The organism is Fulvivirga imtechensis AK7 (assembly GCF_000331535.1).
Lineage (GTDB): Bacteria > Bacteroidota > Bacteroidia > Cytophagales > Cyclobacteriaceae > Fulvivirga > Fulvivirga imtechensis.
Genome location: NZ_AMZN01000016.1, coordinates 15,881 through 36,527, shown reverse-complemented (window position 1 = coordinate 36,527; position 20,647 = coordinate 15,881). Strand labels below are relative to the sequence as shown.

18 protein-coding genes are annotated in these 20,647 nt (G+C 43.4%); all 18 read right to left on the bottom strand.

Features of this window, described 5'->3' with window-relative positions:
* Positions 1-63: 63 nt before the first annotated feature.
* Positions 64-855 (bottom strand): hypothetical protein, encoded by a 792-nt coding sequence (locus C900_RS06370; protein WP_009578861.1) that lies wholly within the window; start codon positions 853-855, stop codon positions 64-66.
* Positions 852-2,438 (bottom strand): hypothetical protein, encoded by a 1,587-nt coding sequence (locus tag C900_RS06365; protein ID WP_009578860.1) that lies wholly within the window; start codon positions 2,436-2,438, stop codon positions 852-854. The genes C900_RS06370 and C900_RS06365 overlap by 4 nt, the downstream gene beginning before the upstream one ends.
* A 4-nt stretch (positions 2,439-2,442) precedes the next feature.
* Positions 2,443-3,180 (bottom strand): hypothetical protein, encoded by a 738-nt coding sequence (locus tag C900_RS06360; protein ID WP_009578859.1) that lies wholly within the window; start codon positions 3,178-3,180, stop codon positions 2,443-2,445.
* Positions 3,181-3,195: 15 nt separating this feature from the next.
* Positions 3,196-3,498: a hypothetical protein gene (locus C900_RS06355; RefSeq protein WP_009578858.1), complete on the bottom strand. Its 303-nt coding sequence runs from the start codon at positions 3,496-3,498 to the stop codon at positions 3,196-3,198.
* Positions 3,482-3,649 carry a hypothetical protein gene (locus tag C900_RS29750; RefSeq protein ID WP_009578857.1) on the bottom strand — a complete coding sequence of 56 codons (168 nt, stop codon included), beginning with the start codon at positions 3,647-3,649 and terminating at the stop codon, positions 3,482-3,484. Before C900_RS29750 ends, C900_RS06355 begins: the two co-directional genes overlap by 17 nt.
* Positions 3,650-3,651: 2 nt before the next feature.
* Positions 3,652-5,931: a hypothetical protein gene (locus tag C900_RS06350; RefSeq protein ID WP_009578856.1), complete on the bottom strand. Its 2,280-nt coding sequence runs from the start codon at positions 5,929-5,931 to the stop codon at positions 3,652-3,654.
* 25 nt (positions 5,932-5,956) lie between these two features.
* Positions 5,957-6,985 (bottom strand): hypothetical protein, encoded by a 1,029-nt coding sequence (locus C900_RS06345; protein ID WP_009578855.1) that lies wholly within the window; start codon positions 6,983-6,985, stop codon positions 5,957-5,959.
* 44 nt (positions 6,986-7,029) lie between these two features.
* Entirely contained in the window at positions 7,030-8,031 is a 1,002-nt protein-coding gene (locus tag C900_RS06340) for a hypothetical protein (protein WP_009578854.1), read from the bottom strand.
* 37 nt (positions 8,032-8,068) lie between these two features.
* The gene (locus C900_RS06335; RefSeq protein ID WP_009578853.1) at positions 8,069-8,995 is read right to left on the bottom strand and encodes a hypothetical protein; all 927 of its coding nucleotides are present in this window, start codon (positions 8,993-8,995) and stop codon (positions 8,069-8,071) included.
* An 18-nt stretch (positions 8,996-9,013) separates the two neighbouring features.
* A complete protein-coding gene (locus C900_RS06330) occupies positions 9,014-10,309 on the bottom strand; it encodes a S8 family peptidase (RefSeq protein WP_009578852.1) in 1,296 nt (431 codons plus the stop codon).
* Between the two features lie 289 nt (positions 10,310-10,598).
* Complete coding sequence (locus tag C900_RS06325) at positions 10,599-11,636, bottom strand: hypothetical protein (protein ID WP_185113954.1); 1,038 nt, start codon at positions 11,634-11,636, stop codon at positions 10,599-10,601.
* Positions 11,637-11,998: 362 nt separating this feature from the next.
* Positions 11,999-12,610 carry a hypothetical protein gene (locus C900_RS06315; RefSeq protein WP_009578850.1) on the bottom strand — a complete coding sequence of 204 codons (612 nt, stop codon included), beginning with the start codon at positions 12,608-12,610 and terminating at the stop codon, positions 11,999-12,001.
* A gap of 286 nt (positions 12,611-12,896) precedes the next feature.
* Positions 12,897-13,373, bottom strand: a complete 477-nt coding sequence (locus C900_RS06310) for a hypothetical protein (RefSeq protein ID WP_009578849.1) — start codon at positions 13,371-13,373, stop codon at positions 12,897-12,899.
* A gap of 129 nt (positions 13,374-13,502) precedes the next feature.
* Positions 13,503-14,912, bottom strand: a complete 1,410-nt coding sequence (locus C900_RS06305) for a COG3014 family protein (RefSeq protein WP_009578848.1) — start codon at positions 14,910-14,912, stop codon at positions 13,503-13,505.
* Between the two features lie 101 nt (positions 14,913-15,013).
* Positions 15,014-15,604 (bottom strand): penicillin-binding protein activator LpoB, encoded by a 591-nt coding sequence (locus C900_RS06300; RefSeq protein WP_221408111.1) that lies wholly within the window; start codon positions 15,602-15,604, stop codon positions 15,014-15,016.
* Between the two features lie 11 nt (positions 15,605-15,615).
* Positions 15,616-17,976, bottom strand: a complete 2,361-nt coding sequence (locus C900_RS06295) for a TonB-dependent receptor (RefSeq protein WP_009578846.1) — start codon at positions 17,974-17,976, stop codon at positions 15,616-15,618.
* Positions 17,977-17,997: 21 nt separating this feature from the next.
* Positions 17,998-18,651, bottom strand: coding sequence for a ribulose-phosphate 3-epimerase (gene rpe / locus C900_RS06290; RefSeq protein WP_009578845.1), 654 nt, complete (start codon positions 18,649-18,651; stop codon positions 17,998-18,000).
* 24 nt (positions 18,652-18,675) lie between these two features.
* Positions 18,676-20,265, bottom strand: coding sequence for a S8 family serine peptidase (locus C900_RS06285; protein WP_051052792.1), 1,590 nt, complete (start codon positions 20,263-20,265; stop codon positions 18,676-18,678).
* Positions 20,266-20,647 lie beyond the last annotated feature (382 nt).

Genomic DNA, 20,647 nt, shown 5'->3' with positions numbered 1-20,647 from the left:
GGGTACGAGAGCATTTTTGGGGCAAGCGCAACGCAGACACTGGCGTTTTCTTAGAGACACTAATTAGTTCGATATCTGTTGTAGCAGATATTCTTTTTGTTCCGGAGGAAGCTGGGAAACAGTGTAGCTCCTGTCACTCTTTCTTTGCACTATGTCCTCGGGCTTACCTGAAATACCCCAGTCGGCCAGTGATACGCTCTTCACTTCATGTCTGTTGAATTTCAGTCCTCCAAATGCGTTGATCTCAAATTCGCCCTGAAATTCAAACTGTCCGTTGCCCCATGGATCGTACGTGCCATCATACGCAAATACGATAGGCCACTCACGTGGGTCTTTCATATTGTTCGGTGGTATCTTGTCCAGCTTGGTAAAGCTTACATTCAGAGATGTTTTGCTAAATGCTGTAGTGTTTTTAAGATTCCTTCTCACATAGGCCCCTCCTATCTCTCCGTAGTCATTACCTTCAAATGTCACTTCTATCTCAGCGTCAGCAGCCCCAAATATTGGCTTATCAAAGTTGATCCACAGGATCGGATAGGTATATGATTTCTTAGGCCGGCTGTGAAGTTTTTGCCTTGCCTGTGGCGTGAGCAGCCGTTGTGCCTTATCGGAAACAATAGAAAGGCTTCCCGATTTTGTAAGTGCGGGCTGTAGCAGTGAGGCTCCTCCTAACCCCAGGTTAGCTGCCTCCACAGCAGTAAGGCCTGCTATTCCAAACAGGCCTGCTGCTGCGGGGGTTTTGGCTAATGAATACCTGGAATTAGATAAGGAATATTTTGAAGTGGCTTTTGAGACCTTTTTTCTCATGGGCCTGAAATCAGTTAATTCCTGCTGGATATTTATTATTCGATTCATAGTTGTTGATTTTTTAGTTGCAGATGGCCGGCATACTGAAGCTGGCCATTATTTGTGGCTTTAATGATGGTTTCACCGGTTATATTTTCGATCTCCGACTCTGAGAACTTGAGCCCTGCTACCTCCATATGACGAATTATGGGATAAGAAATAATAAAATGATCGTTGGAAGTGGTGCCAATATCTACCTTCCCACTAAAAAGCTGACATTTGTTCTTTTCACTTTCTGTCAAACCCTCGCAAACAGAGCGGTGGATACTAATTGGAGTATGCGCCACTTCTACCAGCGGCTCTGTCTTCCCTGACACTTCAGGCTTTTCAAGCTTATTGGTGACATCATCCGACTGCTGATGTCGCAATACCACCGCGTGGCTTTCTGAGAGAGTGTCTGACAGCAGTTTTTGTCTCAACACCTTATCGTGTCCGGTCATATAGAATTCTCCACCGACAAATAATCCTGCATAGCACCGCGGACTGTCAGATAGGGAGTTACCTTCAGCTTTTGAGGTTATCAGCACAAGGTCACCGGACAGCAGTTCGGTCGGTTGGAGCACACGCCCTCCGTTTTCCGGAGTGAGGAGCTTTTGCGGATCGTATTTTACCTCAGCCGGGGTCAACTTCTGCTCCTTCTTCACTTCCACTTCACCAGGTACGGCTCCTTTCTCAGCAGTAACCTCAGCTTCTTCAATATTTCCCTTAGTAGTGTGCTTTTCATTGATCTTCTTTAGCTCATCCTGTTCTATTTCACTTTCCATCTTGTCAAACTTCTTCTCCATTGCTATCGATCCCAGGTCATAGGAGTTGGCGTATCGCATACTCTGAGCTATCTTTTCAAATATCTTATGCTCATTTTTCGCAGGATCCATAGCCACTTCTGCTTCCTCTTCCTGTGTCTTTGGTTGCTGCTCAACCGAGGGCTTCAGTTTTTCGGCAGGTGATAGCTCCTGGCGGCCTACCGCCTTCTTCTGGTTGGGGTCAAACACCTTTTTACCCTGCAAAATAGCTTGTATGTCATTGGCAAACTCATCATCTTCCAGTTCATACGGAGTTTTAGCGGCTCCACCTTCTGTTTTTTCCCTGTTCGCTTCAAAGGTTTTCAATGCCTCCTTATCGGAAACATCTATATCTCGCTCGTAATCCCGGGTCGTTTCAACAGGCCCTGTCTGTCCCTTATCAGCCGTTTGCTTCTCTGCCTGGTCAGTCTGATCCTTTTCTACAATTTCAACATGCTTCCCTTCGGGTTGTACATCAGGATTTTTAACGATTTTTTCCAAAATAGCATCGTCCTCTTTTACCTCTTCATAACCCACTTGCACAACCTCGCTGCTTTCAAACGGTTCTACATAAAACGACTCATTCTGCAGTTCGTCAACAAAGCTCAACTGAGCCGAGGGTTCCTGGTGGCGGTAGGCATCATATATGCTCTGGTGATACATTTCCAGGTTGTACGAGAGGCTGATAGCCTTGCCCTCATCATAGTGCCTGCCTTCCACTTTTACCCTTTTTCTTTTGCTTTCCTGCTTAGGGATATATTGTTTACATTCTTTGGCAATCTGAAATAATCTACCTTTTGATGTTGTCATATCTTCAATTGTTAATTTCCAACCTGAAAACTGCATAAGGATCCAGGGTCATCACCAACTCATTTTTACCACCCTTCATGGCTTCCGGATCAACCTCTATCATCACTCTTCTGGCATCTGAGGTTACTATATTTGCCAGTTGATCATTCACTACTGCTACAGGTTCAAATTTGTGGTCAACATGCAGGTTGTCGCCTTCTATCAGCAGTACCGGTTTGTCATTACTCAAACTAAGGCTCACCTTACCCACTGACGGTGGCAATGATCCTCGTTTGGATTTTTTGATCACATCAGCGAGACTTTTGTAGTTTACCTTTTTATCTGTCACCTTTTCCAGATCAACTTTCTTTTTTTCCAGTTGCTCCAGGTCATTGACTGAAGTGATACCCATCTTACGCAAGGTCTTTTTAGTTTCTTTATCTACTTCTATTTCTTCTATTGATTTGCTATCTACCGTTATGGGCTCTTTAGTGGTTTGCCTGATTTGCTGATCAGTTATGGATGCTAATTGTATAGATAACCTGGAAGCGCCGCTCTGCCCCGGCTGTGCAGTGATGAACTGTACTTCTTCTCCGTTATAAGACGGAAAGAGCTGCAAATCCAGTGCTATGTCCTTCACTGTATAAGTGAGGGGCCTGTTGATGGCTTTCACGGCCAGTATTTCCCTCGCTTTATCAAGTTCAATCACCAGCGAATCAATAAATGATTCAAGGTTCCAACGTGTATTAGGTGCTGCGGACATAGTTCTCTTCTCCTGCTATTGAGTATCTACTGTTATGTTTAATTTCATTTGATGAAATACAGGCATGATGGTGGTATCCACATAGTACAGTGGTGGTGAGCTACCAATCTTTATTTCCCCGCTCTCCAGCACACGTATATCAAGTTGCATAGGGAAATCCAGGCTCACACTTTCAGCACGCATCACCATCTCTTCTTCTTCGGAAATAAGATAGCCTTCTATATCGCTCATCTCACTCACAAAGTCTCCCATTTCGAGCATATCCTCATCGATTATCCGATCTGTTTCATAGACGTTATCATCAAACTCCTGCTCCATTGCTTTTTCCGTTTTCGGGTACCTTTTTTGTGTCTACGGGCAGTAGGCTTACTTTTTTATCAAATAATACCTTCTGCCCTTCCAGTTTAATATCGGGAGCGCTCATGCCCTCTGCCATCGGTTGTAGTGGAAATTCCGTATATTTTGACATAGCTATTCTGATTGTGTACCAATAAAATGTACTGATGAAAATCTGGGGAACTGCACCTCTTCTTCCTGAAGTTCAGTGACCATACCACTGGCGTCAGTCGCAACCACTTTCCCCAATATGTAAGACTGAATGTTACCTTCAGGATAGGTCCATAAGGCTGAGGTTTCGCCTTTTCTGCCTCTGAAATCCACACTTACCCTGCCTACCAGACCTGCCTCCTTAATAAACTCCTCACCACTGAAAGCACTCAATTGTTCTTCCGATAGTGATGGTAATTGTTGAAGTTTGAGTAGCTCGTTATAAGCTTCAACACTTACTTCCATCCCTGACTTGATCCTGGCCCTGATCTTTCTTCTATAGCTGTCTCCTTCCTTATCATCCGCCGTATCACTGATCTTTCGTTTTTTTGTTTCCAGCTTTTTAATGTTGGCGTCTTCCTCATTGATATCGTAATAGTATTTACATTCAAAATCGACCTTCCATCTTTCATGGCTGGCAGGCCCGCCTTCCCACACCTTGTGCCAGTAGTTTCTATAAACATTTACATCATTCAATGCGAAATGAGTGACCGATGTATTCCCTGTTCTTTGAAATACATACCCGTCAGAAAACATAATATAGTGATTCATGAAAGTGCCGTAGTTCTTTTTATCTCCTTTCCAGTTAAATGTAAGCTCTACTTTCAGGTCTCTATTGGAAGGCAGCATTTTTACCTCATCAGTGGTAAGCACGATATCACCTATTACAGCTCCTACAGGCACATCTTTTATCTTATACTTTTTCTCAAGCAGTACCTCCATGCTATTGCCATCCTGTACAATCAGTTGAAAAATTCCTTTTGGGATATTCTTCAGTCCATTGACCTTACCTGGTTTCGTTTTACCTGAGTTGAGCTGAACAGGAAAAGTGATTTTCTGTCGCTTGTCGTATACTATTTTGTCCTTACCTGCTATGGATATTGCCTGGGCGTTCAAAAATTTAATCGTAAGTGCATTGCTGAATGTAGAGTCAATAGTTACTGCTGTTTTTACATTCATCGAATTTACTATATTGTCAAATGCGGGGTCATCAACTCCCGGATTGATCTTTTCGAGGTGGTCCAATTCCTGCTTTGTATGTTTCAGACCGGCATCGGCAATGGCATTAAACAGTTTAACCGGCTGATCACCAATAGCTTTTATCATATCCGGTGACAGTACTTTTTCAAGTACCGGCATCAACGCTGGTAGCGCTGCGAGTAGAGCAGGCGCAATTTTGGCCTTGCTGTACCTGGTTCTCCTGTAAGCCATGCCCTGAACGATCTTATCAAACCCGGCGTCATCCACACCAGGATTGATCTTTTCCAGGTGCTCCAATTCCATTTTTTGGAATTTTAAAGCACTATCGGATACCGCTTTAAAAAGTTTAACCGGATTGTCACCAATGGCCTTGATGGTTTCTGGTGACAGCACCTTTTCCAGTAGCGGTGCCAGTTGCATCAACGTTGCCGGGTTAATGGCAAAGTCGTGACTATATTTCTTAAGGCTTTTGGCTGTTGAATGGCCATTAGTACCATTGGTTTTGCCCAACTGCCCCTGAATAATCTCCAGGATGGCCTTGATCGTTTCCGGAGAAATGTTCTGCAATACCTGCCGGGCTCCCTCTGCACCCGGTTTTACATCCTGAGGGATGATCTTTATCAGCTCGGGTAACAACTTACCCGCTGTATCCGATATCTTCGTCACCTCCGGAGCTGTGCTTTGAAGGCCGGGAAGCAGCTTGCCAAGCATGGGTAAGGCATTGGTTAGCAAGCCCGGTATTGCTCCAAGCAAAGCATTAAAAAAGAATGCTTCGCTCATTTTATTTTCCTTCAGCCGGAAAGGCGCATTTCGTACCGCTACCGATTGAGTTCCATATATTTTATGTGGCATAGTCATCATTTTTGGTAGTTTAAAATCATCATTAAGATCAGCCATAACAGGCGCCACCGTCAACACTTCTGAGATTGCCGGAGATGTTTTGTTCCGGTCTTTGTAGCTAAACAGTTGAATGAACCTGGTACTTCTGTCAAACATTGCGGCAGGCGCACTCCACGTGAAAGAAGTCTCAAAACTTTTGTTATCAGTGACAGGGGCTTTCAACATTGTTGACTGCCTGATCACCTCATCGACAAGTTCCATCCCTCTGTGCTTTCTTTTGGCCTTCCCTAACCTGTACTCATACCAATTGTTAGTTCCTATATCAGCTTCAAAAGTGTATTTATCTATTTCCTTGCTATTCAGCTTCAATATTGCCAATGCCATATTATGCCTACATTTAAATCAAAGGCTATTTATTCGCTGTTGCGGCTTCTTTTTCTTCTTGTGAAGCCGGTCCGTACATCTGAGCAAAATTATCCAGCTTGAAGTAGTCCGTCTTAAACTGCAACTTCACGTGACCGCGCAACTTGGCCTTCAACTCATCTTCCGAAGTACTTTTAGTAGTAGACACACTAAACTGGGTCTGACGCGTACTCGAGGTATGGCCTACTCTGGGGCCTCCGAAAATTGAGCCTAGCAACCCTCCGCTAAAGCCAGCAGAAGTACCTGAAGATTTACTGGTCTTTACACCAGCCTTGTCTCCTTTGTCTACAGTTCGCTTCCCTTTAAATTCAAAATTGACTTCAGCTTCTACTTCACCTTTTTCCACTACCAGGCGTGTAACTCCCATGAGTATGGTTTCACGAAGTGCTGCCCTGTGCTCTTGTGCCATCTTGATCTTGGCATCCATGATCTTTGCCTTCACCTCGTTATCTTCCACATCCACCTTTTCACCCTGGGGGTTGGTCAGCTCCATTTTCTGTCCGCCCTTTCCATCCTCTTCCATGGTTATGCCGAACTCATCCTTGTTGTTTTCTGCCAAATAGGCGAAAGTGGTAGTATTATCGATCTGCTTTATAAAAGATGCCAGCCCTGTAGTGGCTTCCTTCATCAGACGGATGTAGTCGTCCGTCTGGGCTTTCATTACGGTAATATTGGCATCAAAAACAGCCTTGAGCAGATCTTTGACAAACTGGGGAAAATCTACAGAATCGACCAGGTCTTCAAAGGAATCTACACCTTCTTCAAAGCCCTTTTCATGACGCTTATCATCAAGCAGGTCAGAGGATTTATCTACAAAATCTCCTTTTTTCATTCCAGTCGACAATCGGCCATGCCCATTGCCCATCATTAGCGACATCTGCTCATTCATCACATCCTGATAGATCTTTTTCTGCTCATCATAAGGCATGTGTTGAAAAGAGGTTGATCGGCCTAAGATGTTCCTTGTCTGCTCCTTTGCTGCTTCTCGTATATCATTAAATTTAGTTTGCTGCATATTATTTAGCTTTACCAAAGTTGATTATAAACTGATCCTTGATTTTAGAAGTCCCATTCGTCTTCTCCGAATTCTTCATTCATTTCTGCTTCTATATCCTCCTCTTCCTCCTTGGTATAAGTTCTTCCACTTCTGCCCCCTTCACCTAGCTGACTCTGAGCAATTATGAAAGCCTCTACATTTTGAATGAAATCCTGGAATGCTGATTCGGACATTAGCCCTGCATCGAAACCGGCGATAGCTGCAAATATCTTATGTCCGCTAACGGCCGCAGTGCGCAGAGAGGATACATTAGGTTTGTAGCTAAACTCTTCCTGGCTTACCCTTTCTATCACATTCCACATTGACCTTCGATACCCCCATCCGAGTTGAGATTTCACATTATCGTCATCTAATATGGCTACGGCTTTTTCAAATTGTGTGTACATCTCGGGGAGAATGGCTTTAACCATACCGCTTGAATAGGTGGTGAGATTATACTGCAATTCCTTTATTGCCTGGTAAACAGATGATTTGGATACTACACCAAAGTTGCTGTCTTTCTGCTCATATTTGTCTATATACTTTACAGTCTCCGTCATCAAAGTATCCCACAAAGGAGTAAAATCTGTATTCACCGCCATTTGGTCGAGCACTTCTGCATCCCCAACATTAAGCACAATTTTGTAGAACATAGCCCGCTCCTCAACCGTAGCATAATCGTCACGTAGTTTATAATAGCTGTAGAGCTTTGATGCTGTACTACCCTGAGGAATATCCAACATTCCTGCTGTCCATCTCATCAGAACGGCATCTGCCACACGGAGTATGCCAAGGTCATCTGCAAGTGTTTTGAGGTAGTAAAGCGTACCTGCTGCGAGAATATTTTCCGCATCAATTCCTTGTTCATCAGCCGTTTCGAAGTAATCCACCACATAGTTAAATGCAAATGGACTTCCATTCTGATAAACGTTGGTAACCGGATCGTCCGACTTTTTAGCTTGTTTTAGCGCATTGGTATAGGCCAGGGCTAAGTATTCACTATATTTTTCCAGAACATCTGCCATTGTATTGATATTTAGTATCCGTTTTACTTTCTAATAATTAAGACATTGGATCTCTAAGGTCAATGTCATCGTCAGTATCACTATCCAGGACATGCTCATGCTCTTCCTCTATTTCCACGTCATTAAAATTAATCCCGGCTACAATTTCACCTTCTTCATCTCTTTCAGGCACGATGAGTCCGATCTCTTTCAGGAAGTTGACCATAAGCTGTCGCACCTGCGGTGTACCTTTAGCCGGATCTATTTCCCCGGATTCAAAGAATTTGTCGACCAACCTGTGAATATTACCATGGTCTACATATTTGGAAATAATACCAGATATGGCGCTATTAGGCATTCCCTTCACATATGAAATATTGGTGTTTGCGGCTGCCTTATATATCTCTTTCCTTTGAGCGGCAGTTAGGTTCAGGTGCCTATGTTCTATGGTGGCCTTGGCCAGAAGCACGTTAAAGAAAGGTTTGATCTCGTTTTCTGCAACTACGATCACTCTGTCATTGACACCATCAGCATCTTTTACTTTTTCATAGTAGATAACAAAGCTTAGCGCATATACATATAACGGCTCATTGCTCAACAGAAATTTGGTGGTATGGTCTATATTGCTCCTGTTGAGACTTTCGCTTACCTGGGCAATAGTAGCACTATACCCGTCCCGGATGAGTTTTGCTTTGGCATCACCTTTTTTGTCATCCTCCTTCATGATATCCCTAAGCTTCCACTCTTTTAGCTGCCTGGACTTATACCTTAATGGTTTATCTACCAGTTTTTTACTGATCCTTTCTACAATTTCCTTTATAGAGGGTTCTATCTTCACTCTCGGGGGTTCGATATTAAAATCAGAAACCCACAATGGCCTGGCAAAATCGAGCAAAGGGAACTTCACTGCTATGTTGCCCCCAGAAGAACCATTACCAAGAGATATACCTCCATTAGTGGTTGATCCTAAAATGTTGGTGTTCATAATATAATTATTTAATTGTTATACACTTAACTTATACTTCAACAGCTTTAATGCATCAAGCAGGTTGATCAGGCCATAGCCGCTCTTAACATTTTTAAGCGTGCTATCCAATCGGTCTGCTGTATGCTTCAGGATGTATTTTGCCTGATTATCTTTAAGGTTTCTACCGAATTTCAATGCAAATGCTTTTAATAAGGCGATAGCGCCTGCCACATAGGGCGATGCCTGAGAGGTTCCCGAGGATATGGAATACTTATTTTCAGGGTAGGTACTGATGATGTTGGCCCCTGGCGCCACAAACGATACATGCGAACCATAGGTCGAGAATGTTGCCATCTGATTGTTGTGATCAACAGCGCCAACGGCTATCACTCCTGGTAAAGCTCCGGGGTAGTAGCGGTCCTGCCTGCCATCGTTGCCCGATGCCGCTACGATCGAAACTCCCTTGCTCAGGGCGTATCTGATCACCTCTTCGTGAGGCAGGCCGCCTCCTTCATGCCTGATCCCAAGGCTCATATTAATAACATCAACCTGCTGATCTACAGCCCATTTAATTCCATTGTTGATGTTATCTATCAGCCCTGCACCCACTACTCCGTTACCTGTTTTCAGGGCTCCCAATACACGAACTGGTACTATTTTGCAAGACGGAGCAATACCGGTAGGCATTTTTATGCCTTTGGCAGCCAGTATACCACAAACATGTGTACCATGCCCTACTTCATCGTCAGGGTCGGTATCATAACCCAAATAATCGCCAACAAATTTTTCAGCTCCATCTATAATATCAACGAAATCCATTCCGGGCAATAAAGACTCTCCTATTTCCTGATGCTTTTTATCCACACCCGTATCCAGCACCGCAATTTTGATCTCCGGGCTTCCGGTGGTGTAGGCATGAGCCTGTTTCAGCAGTATCTGAGATGATGGGTCCAGCGCTGCTACAGACATTGGAGAGGCTATGGGCGGCAATGCTGCTACGCCTACATCTACCGGCTTTACTTTTCTGATATAGGGAACCAGTTTTATCTTTTCAATCAGCGCGTCAGGTATTTTTTTGTCCTGCTTTAAAATAATCCTGAAAATATTGGCCAGACCGCTTTTCACTTCTTCAGCCGACCATATATCGTTTTTGGGCTTATATTCTTTAGTATAAAGAACTGGAAGATTGTACTGATTGAATAGGGTCGACACCTCAGGCAAGAAGCGCGATGCAGCCGCTTCTTCATCCCGTTTATGTATCAAATCACCCCAATAAGGCAGTTCGTCTAGCCTCTTATCAGGAGCAGTCCAAATAATCAGGTGGTTTTTCATAAATCCCGGCGCCTATGTTTAAAGAACTTAAGTTCGATAAAAAATGAGTGCGGGTGTTGGAAAAATTAAGAGGGATGTAAACGTATCACAAAGCACAATGAAATTACAATTCACTTGTATTCAGTCAATTATTGGGTATAATTAAACCAATAGTATATGAAAACACACTTTTGCAGAAGTGTTTGGTGTCTGATGTAAGTGTGTGATCCAGTGATCGGTAACCTGTGAATGGTCCTTTAAACGTAAATCACTAACAAGGGAACAGTCCCGGTCGACCGGTCAACATCAATCAATAAGCATGTAGCTTTTTCTTGTTCTTCCCTTTGTATTTGATCAGACGTGGATAATTTTCACCATGATGAGGATTTTGTTTTTTATAGACCGGGTGCATCCTGCTTCGATACTCCATGTTTCCGTGCTGGTGGTTAACCTGTGTTGTACACTGCTTTAAGAAACACTTTGGGAGCTCGGGAATACGGTAGGTAATTCCAAATGAGAGGTAAAAAGCATTCATAGACTGGGGAATGGTAAGGTCGGTTTCCGGGATGTTTAACGTAAAGCTCTTAATATCGAAGCTTGGTTTCACAAAAACGCGGAAATACTCCGAAAGATCTCTCTCGACAGTAGCGCCTAAATTAAGATAGACACCTTTCTGGATGATGCTCTTGTTAAATTTACTAGTGAGGTTTATAGCACCGATATTGGCATCGACCGACAAGCTGTATTCGTAGTACCGGTATACTCTTGCTCCAAGCATCACATAATACTTTTTAAAGAATGTGCTCCCGAAATTGGGTTCATAACCGCTGATCCGGTCTTCGTAAACAGTAGGATTGAAATTACCCGGGCGGTGATATTCAAAGGCAAATCCTCCACCCACACGGTACCGGTCAAATTCGAAATGGATGGAGAAATTAAGTGGGATACTCATCCCCGGAGCCGTGAATTTCAATGCTGCCGAATCAGCGCTGACAATAAAGTCTGTTGATGGATCAAAGTTGATATTATTCCTACTCTGCAAGTCATTAAACCAGTAGTTATAGCCTGAACTGATATTTCCCCCTGCAATATTAAAATCTTTACCAAAAATCAGGGGCAGGCTATCCTGCTGCTGAAGTATGGCAAAATCTGAAAGATCCTGCCGGTAAAAGGTACGGCCATAGCCTGTAGAAAAGCTAAAGTGAAACTTGCTGAGCAAAACTCTAAGGGCATTACGGTTTTCAGGCTCGGCATAAAAATGGTCCAAAGGGATAGATGGCCTATCGCCCCTGCCTTTTTGTGCAAAGCTCTTTTGCGCAAAATGAAGCAGGACAAATGCCATGCACATACCAAGACAAAGTATACGTAAGCGCTTTAAGATCATCTCACCAGTTAAGCTCCTGCCACATCGCTACAGCAAAAGACGGAAAAAGCTAGCATTAAAACTCGTAAAGTTAAAAAATATTATGCTCACTCCAGTACAAACCGCAGAGTTATTTAGTGGCTTAAAAAAACATCAGTCTATGCGTTACGCTCGTCCCAAACAACTGTAATAACAGTACGGAACCCGGCTTTTTGGCACTTCACGCCTGTGTGCGCTTATAGCACTTCGGTGCACAGGTACAAGCCTCTTGCTCCGCTCAAGCGGCTAGGCGAAGGCAAGCTTGACCCTGATGTTTTTCTTAATACCACTTAGTATTTTCTTACACACTATTTCACTTCGAAAGTGTTAAGAAACGACTTAAAAGCAGGCACCTCTGAGATATTCATTTTATTGCCAACATCCTTAATTTTATCGAACTCCACCCTGGAAATACTTCTATGTCCCAAAATATCCGATTCATCATTCAGTATCAAAATACTGAGAAAGCGAACAAATATATAGGGGACTTCCATCAGATCCCTGGCTAAACATTTTATCGGATCTTCTATTCCACAACTGCGTACCTCCAGTAGTTTTTTTCTATCAAAGGTGCTATTCATACACAGGTTAATAACATTATAGAAAGGTCCCTCCCAGCGGTCAAAATTCTTCATCACATATTTCATAGCATGTGCCACAGGATCCACCTTCAGAAAATAGCCACCCTTAGACATTTTTCTAGCCAGTTTATTCAGCGCGAGCTCTTCAAACAGACTCATACTCCCATTGGCCAGCGCCATCCCAATAGCCGGGGTCATCATGATGAGTGAAAGGAAGTCATGCTCAGATATTTCAAGCATACTCACCTCATTTTCAATAAATTCTTTCCTTACTGCTATTGTTGCTTCCATTACCTCGGGAATTTCCACCATGGTAGCAATTTCATTTTCTGAAAACATATTGATGTAAGTTATCCGGTAAAAAATTTATACAATATAGGAATTTTTTCAGTTAAAAAAAGGAGGGATTCTGTAGCTAAAAGCCATTTGAAGATTCGCTACGATGAACCTCTTAACTTTCAGCCAAAAAAGGGCCGTTCCCAAAAGTCAATTCGAATCATCACAAACTGATTTTTAATCCCTTAAAACGAATAGAAGCTACGTGGGAAATGAAGTTCAGGGTAACTCAGAAGGAAACATTTGAGAACGGCCTCTTATGTATTATGCTTTAATAAAATACACCTGATCAGGCATCACCAGCATCTCCAAGCTTCATTTTAGCTTCAATTTTCTCATACCTGGCTTTAAGCGCCTGGTCTGAGTTTAGCCCTGATTTTATGGCTTTGTAGGTTTTCCCTCCATCGGGCAACATTTTGGTAGCAAGTATCTGCACTACTTCTGAAATGGCTTCCTTCCTTTCGTCCTGCATGGCAGTTATCACTTCCATAAATTTCTTTTCATAGTCTTTAGCACCCATCTCCTCTAGTTTGGCAGCATTACCATTAGCTTTTGCCAATTCCATGTATCTCCTGCCATCAATACCTTCCTGATTACGGATCATTTCATTAGTAAGACCGCTGATCTCTGCTTTCATAGCATCAACTACCTCCATCATAAGAGCGTATCTCCTCAAATCCTCATCACTTATCTCCTCTTGTGCAACAGCAGCGTTACCAGCTAACAGCAATAGCAGCGCTACAAATAAATAATTAAACTTCCTCATTGGTTCAACTCAGTTTATTAGGTTAAAGAATGTATTTGCATGTAATATAAAACCCCGAATAAAGGGCTTTTCATTCTTTAATTCAAATTTTATGCCTAAAAATTCAGAAATATATCACCAACGGGCCTACTAATAGTATGGTTGGTGACTATACTCCAGTGATGAGAAGGTTTGAAATATGGTTTTTCCCTTTTCTACATGATATTGAAACACCTGCTCGTGGTTGTTATCGATCTTTTTCGAAGACAGTTCAAGTGTTACCTGCTGGTCTCCGGCCGGCAAGGGCACTCTTGTATAATATATGCTGTGGGGAAGTGTTTGCCAGTTTCGCGTGTCAGCCTTTTCAGTCAATGCATTTAAAAAGCTAACCGCTGCACCAAGACCTTCGTCTTCCTTACGTGCCCCATGTTCTGCTGCTTTTTTCAGTGCCACCCGAAGCAGGGCCTTGCCGAATTCCTTCAACATTCGCTCTCTTAAGCTTCTAAAAGCAATCGCGTTAACGTCTTCCGCCAGCTCCAGTCCGTAACGCTGACCATTAACTCTTATAGCTGCCTCGTTAAAAAACAATGCACGTTCCTGATATTTGGGAAAGGCTACGCGGAAGAATTCCAGATCCTTAAGACTGGTGGACTCATCTTGTTTATCATAGGGTACGGTAAAAGGGAAGCTGAATCCGTATTCATCATTGGTGAAATTAACCACTCCTCCAGCACCATGCACCACAGCAAAGTTGACACTCCATTCACTTTTTACCGGACCCAGGCCATTATTCCAGAAAAAGACCAACGTACCTCCTGCATGAGGTGAATACTCATAGCTCTCCATGTCAAACTCCCGCTTATAATGATCAAACTCTTCATAGAAACCTGTCAACCAGGCAGTACGTAACAGATCTTCTTTCAGTTGATCTGGCGGGCCTATGGAAAAAATATCTTTATAATCAGTATTATAGATCTCCAGAGCATTTCTATAGGCAATAAAGGCATTGTTATAATCTTTTTTTGCATCATAGATGATACCCATCAAGGTGTGTATGAAAGCATCCTTTTGATATTTTTTTGCACTGGTATATTTATCGCTCAACTGCTGAAGACGTATATTTAATCTCCTGCATTCTACCAAAGCCTCATCATACTTTCCCATACGCAGAAAGTTTAACGCTTTGTAGTAAAGCACCATCAGGTTCTCATGATCCTCACCCCGATAGGCAGTAAACATTGGGTTAGTCAATAAAGAGGTGGCTTCATTGAGGTAGTTAACCTGGTAATCTTCAGTGTAGAGATAGGCTTTTTCGAGGTACTCATTGCTCTCCTCGTACTCTCCAAGCATGGAAAGCACAACACCTCTGTTGAGAAAGTAGAGAAGCCGGTCTTTACTTTTTTCGATTTTCTTTTTCCTGGCCAGCACCTCGTTGGCCTGCTCCAGCCTGCCACTCTCAAAATCTTCTGTAAACTCCCTATTGACCTCATAATAAGTAGCGCATGACGAAGCCAGGGTCAATAGCAGCACATAAAAAACAGGCCTATGGAAAGTGATCATAAGGTGAAGAGGCTTTATGCAAATAAAAAATGGCGGCACAGGAGTCAGAGATGACTGCCCTATGCCGTAGTAATATGAGCTTCATTAAATGCTTATGAGCATTAATTCTCGATATATTTTTTGATTTCCTCCTGACCGTACCAAACTCTTTTGTTGGTTTCCATATCAGTAAGATATAGTGTCGTGATATAGTTCACTACTTTCTTTTTGTTATAGGTATCAGTCTCTGATGTCATTGTTCCAAACAGCATCAGATTGGCTCCGTATTCCCTACCCCATTTGGCAGCCGTTTCCGGTGATGCAAACTCTTGCTGATCAGCACGCTCTTGCCTGAGCCTTTCGCGAAATTCCGGTGACTCTACCAGGTCAGCGAGCCCGGAGTTAAAGATCTCCAGCTCAAATTTTTTGATGTAGTTGTCAGAGTCGATATGTTCGCTGGTTTTGTTTTGGATGTACCCTACAATAATGGCGGGCGTCTTACCAATATCACTGGCATAAGACTGGTATCTTGGGCTGTTCAGAAACTGTTGCACCATTTTACTGGCTACCATTTTGGAGTCAACATCGTTCCAGCGTCCGCTGAGGTCTATTTGCTGGTCAGGGCTCACACGGGTTACCGACCTCTGGGAGCATGCAAAGGCTACCAGGCCCAGGCATACAAAGTAGCTCATCCTTTTCATTAGATTTATCATGTTACCTTAAGTTATATTTTAATTGAAAGCTTTACATTCAAAAACCTTGCCGACAGTGAATTAGGCACTGCAAACTGATTGTTGCTAACATCCGATATCCAGGTATAGGAAATAGCATTTGACACTCCCAGTAAGTTTAACACCTCCGCACCAACAATCACCTGCCGTCTTTCTTTATACTTCTCCTTGTTCATATAAAAGAGCTTGGAGAATCCTATATCCAGCCTTCTATACGTATCTCCGTTAAATACGTTTCTCTTTTCAAAATTTTGTGGTGGTCCAAATGGCAAACCGCTGCCAAAGAATACGTTCAGGCTCACCCGAAAGGTCGGATTGTTGGGCAGATGATCCTGAAAAAATACCGCAATATTCAGCCGTTGGTCCATTGGTCTTCTGATATATCCTCTTCCGTCACCAGCCACATCTTCCCTTGTATTCAGTATACCCACACTAAACCAGGATTCCGTCCCTTGTATAAATTCACCACTCACTCTCAGGTCAACGCCTGTTGCATAAGCCCTTGCTTCATTATTGGCATAGTACCTTACTTTGACGTTGTCGATGTCATAAGTCACCACATCGGAAAGTTTTTTATAGTACACTTCTCCCATAAATTTAAAATCGCGCCCCCACCACTTGAAATTATAGTCAAGTCCACCAATAAGATGAAGGGCTTTTTGCGCCTTCAGCTCCCTGTTCAGATCTCCTGAAGGAGCCCTTAACTCACGATAGAAGGGTGGCTGCTGGTAAAGCCCTGCTGCTGCAGTAAACACTACATCACGGGTCCATTCAGGCTCGAAGGATATTTGTACTCTTGGACTGATCAGCAATTCTTCATTGATAGTCCAATAATTAAGCCTTACCCCATATGTCGCTACTATGTTCGCCCTGAGTTGTTGTGTGTTCTGTACAAACCCGGAATACTGGCTGCTTTCCAGTTTATGATCTGCCTCCAGCGACTGGGTGTCAATCACGAAATCTGCCGAGTCTTTGAATTCATATTCACTAAGCTGATCCTCAATATTTTGCCAGGAGTATCCCAACCCAAACTCAAGTGTATTCTTTGTATTTAGCGAGTAAGTGTTCCTGTTTTCCAGGTTAATAATATTGGCTTCAAGTGTATTTCTCCCATAATCATAATTAGAGCCTATACCTCTGGTAAAAACACACTCGTTGAAAGTATCTGATCCCAGGTCTTTATCTACATCGCAGAGGCGATAGCCACCTTCCACATCGGTAAACTCTCGCTCAGAGGCATGCACCGCTGAGGCGATCAGATCAGTTTTCCAACCGTCATTTAGCTTTCTCGAGAATTTCACACCTCCCTGGTAGGTATCATATTCGAGTATTTCTCTGCCTTCAAAACCTACAAAAAGGCGAAAGGACCTGTTAAAAGTACCAAATTCTGTTTCTCTGCTCTCCGGTTCGATCAGGTATCTGTTTCTGGCATAAGAAGTAAGTACGCCTATGGAGGTTCTGCTATCCGGCCGGAAGCTGACATATGCCTGAAGGTCAGTAAATTTGGGCAGGTATTCCCCTTTTGTTTCGAGCGTATTCAGCAGATACTGTGCTGATTTATGCCGGACACCAGCTACATAGCTGAGCTTTCCGGACCCGGAAGCCCCTTCCATGTGGGCTGTTCCACCGAGCAAACCTATGGTAGCAGATGCTCCGAACAATGTGGGCTCTTTGTAATCTACGTTAAGCACTGAGGAGAGCTTATCTCCGTACTTCGGCTGCCAGCCACCTGCAGAGAATTCAATTGATTTTACTAAATTACTATTCACGAAGCTCAACCCCTCTTGCTGGCCATTGCTGATCAAAAAAGGTCTGTAAATGGGTATGTCATTTACGTAGATCAGGTTTTCATCGAAACTTCCACCCCTGACAGAGTATGTCGATGAAAGTTCATTATTACTCACTACCCCTGGCAATGTGGATAATATTTTATTGAAATCTCCAAAAGGAGTGGGTAAGGCTTCGAGCGTTTTGGGCTTTATCTTCGTCACACTTACTTCATCTCTCCTTTCACGTTCACCTTCAATGCTAACGCCTGTAAGCACCTCGGTGAGCAGCTTCAACATCACAGTTACTTCGATAGCCTCTCCTGCTTTTACTTCCACAGGCTTTTCGACAGTGGCATAACCAACATGGCTGAATACCACCGTCAATTCCCGGGCGGCAGGCAGCTTCAGTATGAAACTGCCGTCTTCTTTTGTTACTGTGCCTATGGATTCATGCTTTACCCTGACATTAACCCCTGCAACAGGCTTATCACTTTCGTCCGTCACCACTCCGGAAAGGGCGCCTTGTTGTGCCAGCGATCCGGTAAAGGTGATCAATAACAGTAGGTTTAGGAAAATGAACTTCATTCAACAGGCTTCGACTGACGACTAAACGTTTTTGAGGTCGGCTATAGTGTCCTTAGGTTCAGATGATTTAAAAACAAAGCTGCCGGCAACCAAAATATCTGCACCTGCTTCTATCAAATGCCCGGCATTACTTTGGTTCACTCCTCCATCTATTTCGATCATAGTTGAGGCCCCGGCATCAACTATGATTTCCTTGAGCTGCCTCACCTTATTGTAAGTATTTTCAATGAATTTCTGCCCTCCAAAGCCTGGGTTAACAGACATCAGACACACAATATCAATATCATGGATCACGTCTTCAAGCAGTTGTACATTGGTATGTGGGTTAATAGCAACACCAGCGCGACACCCGAGGTCTTTGATCTGCTGTAAATTTCTATGTAAGTGTGGGCAGGCTTCATAATGAACAGAAATGGATGCAGCCCCCGCCTTGTAAAATGCTTCTACATAATTCTCCGGCTTCTCGATCATCAGATGCACATCAAGTGGCTTTTTCGCATGCGCTGCAATGGCCTCTGTTACCGGGATCCCAAAAGAAATGTTAGGAACAAAAATACCGTCCATAATATCTATATGTATCCAGTCGGCTTCGCTTTCATTAAGCATTTCAACTTCACGCTGAAGATTGGCAAAATCAGATGCCAATATCGAAGGGGCTATAATAGGTTTGTTCATGGGCCAAAGATAGAAAAATATGCTTTAGTATTTCACAATTCTGTGCATCTCGGTACCTGTCGAAGAACGAAGTACCAACAAGTACAATCCTTGCCGAAGATCATCAACATATAATCGATGCTGGTTTTGATTACGCGCAAAATTAAATAGCAGGTGTTTCACTACCTTACCCGTAGCATCAATTACCCTTGCCTCTGCAGTGGTCTCCTGTCTGCAGCATGATTTTATTTTCAAGTCTTCAATAGCAACCGGATTGGGAAAAACAGAAAAGCTTAGAGAGCCCGGATCAGGAGTAGCTAAAAGTGTATAATCAGGAATACCATGACCGTAGCTGTTATCCGGAATATCGGCATGGCTTCCAATACTTTTGATCAGGTCCATTAATTCATAGTTTGTAAGCTCGGGGTATGCCTGCCATATGCCTGCTGCCAGCCCTGTGATCAATGGGGCTGCAAAAGAGGTACCCGTTCCTTTTGAGATCATCCCTGATTCATTGATTACCGTAGTGCCGCTACCCAAAGCCATTACATCGGGCTTAACACGTCCGTCAGCAGTAGGGCCCCTTGAGCTAAAGCTGCTCACCTCTCCTGTCGAATTGACTGATCCAACGGCCAGTATACTCTCCACATCAGCGGGAGTAGTGATGTAACGCCAGCTTTTATTGCCCTCATTTCCTGCACTGGCCACTATCAAAATACCCCTTTCTGAGGCCATTTTTGCAGCCTGCGCCACAATTGTAGTCTTACCGTCCATATCTTCATAACTGTAGTTCATGGAGGGATCATCAAAGTCAAAATAACCTACCGAGCTACTGATGATATCAACCCCGGCACTATCGGCTTTTTCTGCCGCTATGAGCCAGTTGTACTCTTCTATGCGATATTCCGAGGCAGCGTCTTCAGTAATAAACAACATAAAATCAGCCCCATAGGCTGTTCCTGTAAACTGCCCGGCCATGAGCCCTGCCGTTGCAGAAAATACCTTGGTGCCGTGGTTACTGGATTTGAATACATCCTGGCTATTTTCCACCAGGTTAAAAGCATACTTCATTCTGTTATCAAAAAAGATATGCTGGAATGCCGTGACATTATTCACTCCGACAAAGCCTCCATCAAAGAAGGCTACGGTGACTCCCTCCCCATGATATCCTTCACCATGCAAGGCATCTACACCCAACATCTGCAACTGCGTTGATGTTTGGGCTGGCGGTGATTCTTCAAAAGCCTCCCACTTCCGCGAGTTTTTAGTCAGCCTGACTCCCGGGGCAACATAAACCACAGAATCTACATACCCCAGAGCCTCTATTGCTTCGATCAGACTTTCATCAGCTTGTATCAATGCCCCGTTTAGCCAACGTGTAGTATAATAAACCTCTGCCCCCGTGGATTCCACACCATCCACATAAAATGGGCTAACAGGCAGATCAGCCTGTGTCAACTCTATATTCTGGGAGATTCTTCTTTGTATTGCCTTTGGCGAGAGAAATTGTTCCGGGGAGGCCAGTGAATACGGTGTACCGGATTTATTAGCAAAAAAGACAACGTACCTGTTCACCTGAGCTGAAAGTGACAGACATAGCAGACAAAAAATTATTAATAGAGCAACCCTTTTCATATCAACTGTTAATGTAGCACCTTTTTCAAAAAAGATCCTTACGAAAGACGCACTTTCAACCGGATAAGTTGGAAGCCGGTATCGTTATTTATTAGGGGAAAAGGCATATTCAGATCAAGGGATATCAGTCAGGTGGTTGGATTTTGCGAACTGTACTTTCAAGTCATTAATCCCCATCAGAAGACAAAGGGAATCAAAATGAACTCAAGTTAACTTAAACCATCCCTACAAAAATTCAATTAACGTGAGTTCGATCAAGCTCGCCTTTGCGTAGCCGCTTCGGCAGAGCAAGGGCCTGCGCAGTGCCAAAAAGCGGAGCGTACTGAGGTACGAGAGCATTTTTGGGACAAGCGTAACGCAGACATTGGCGTTTTCTTAGAGA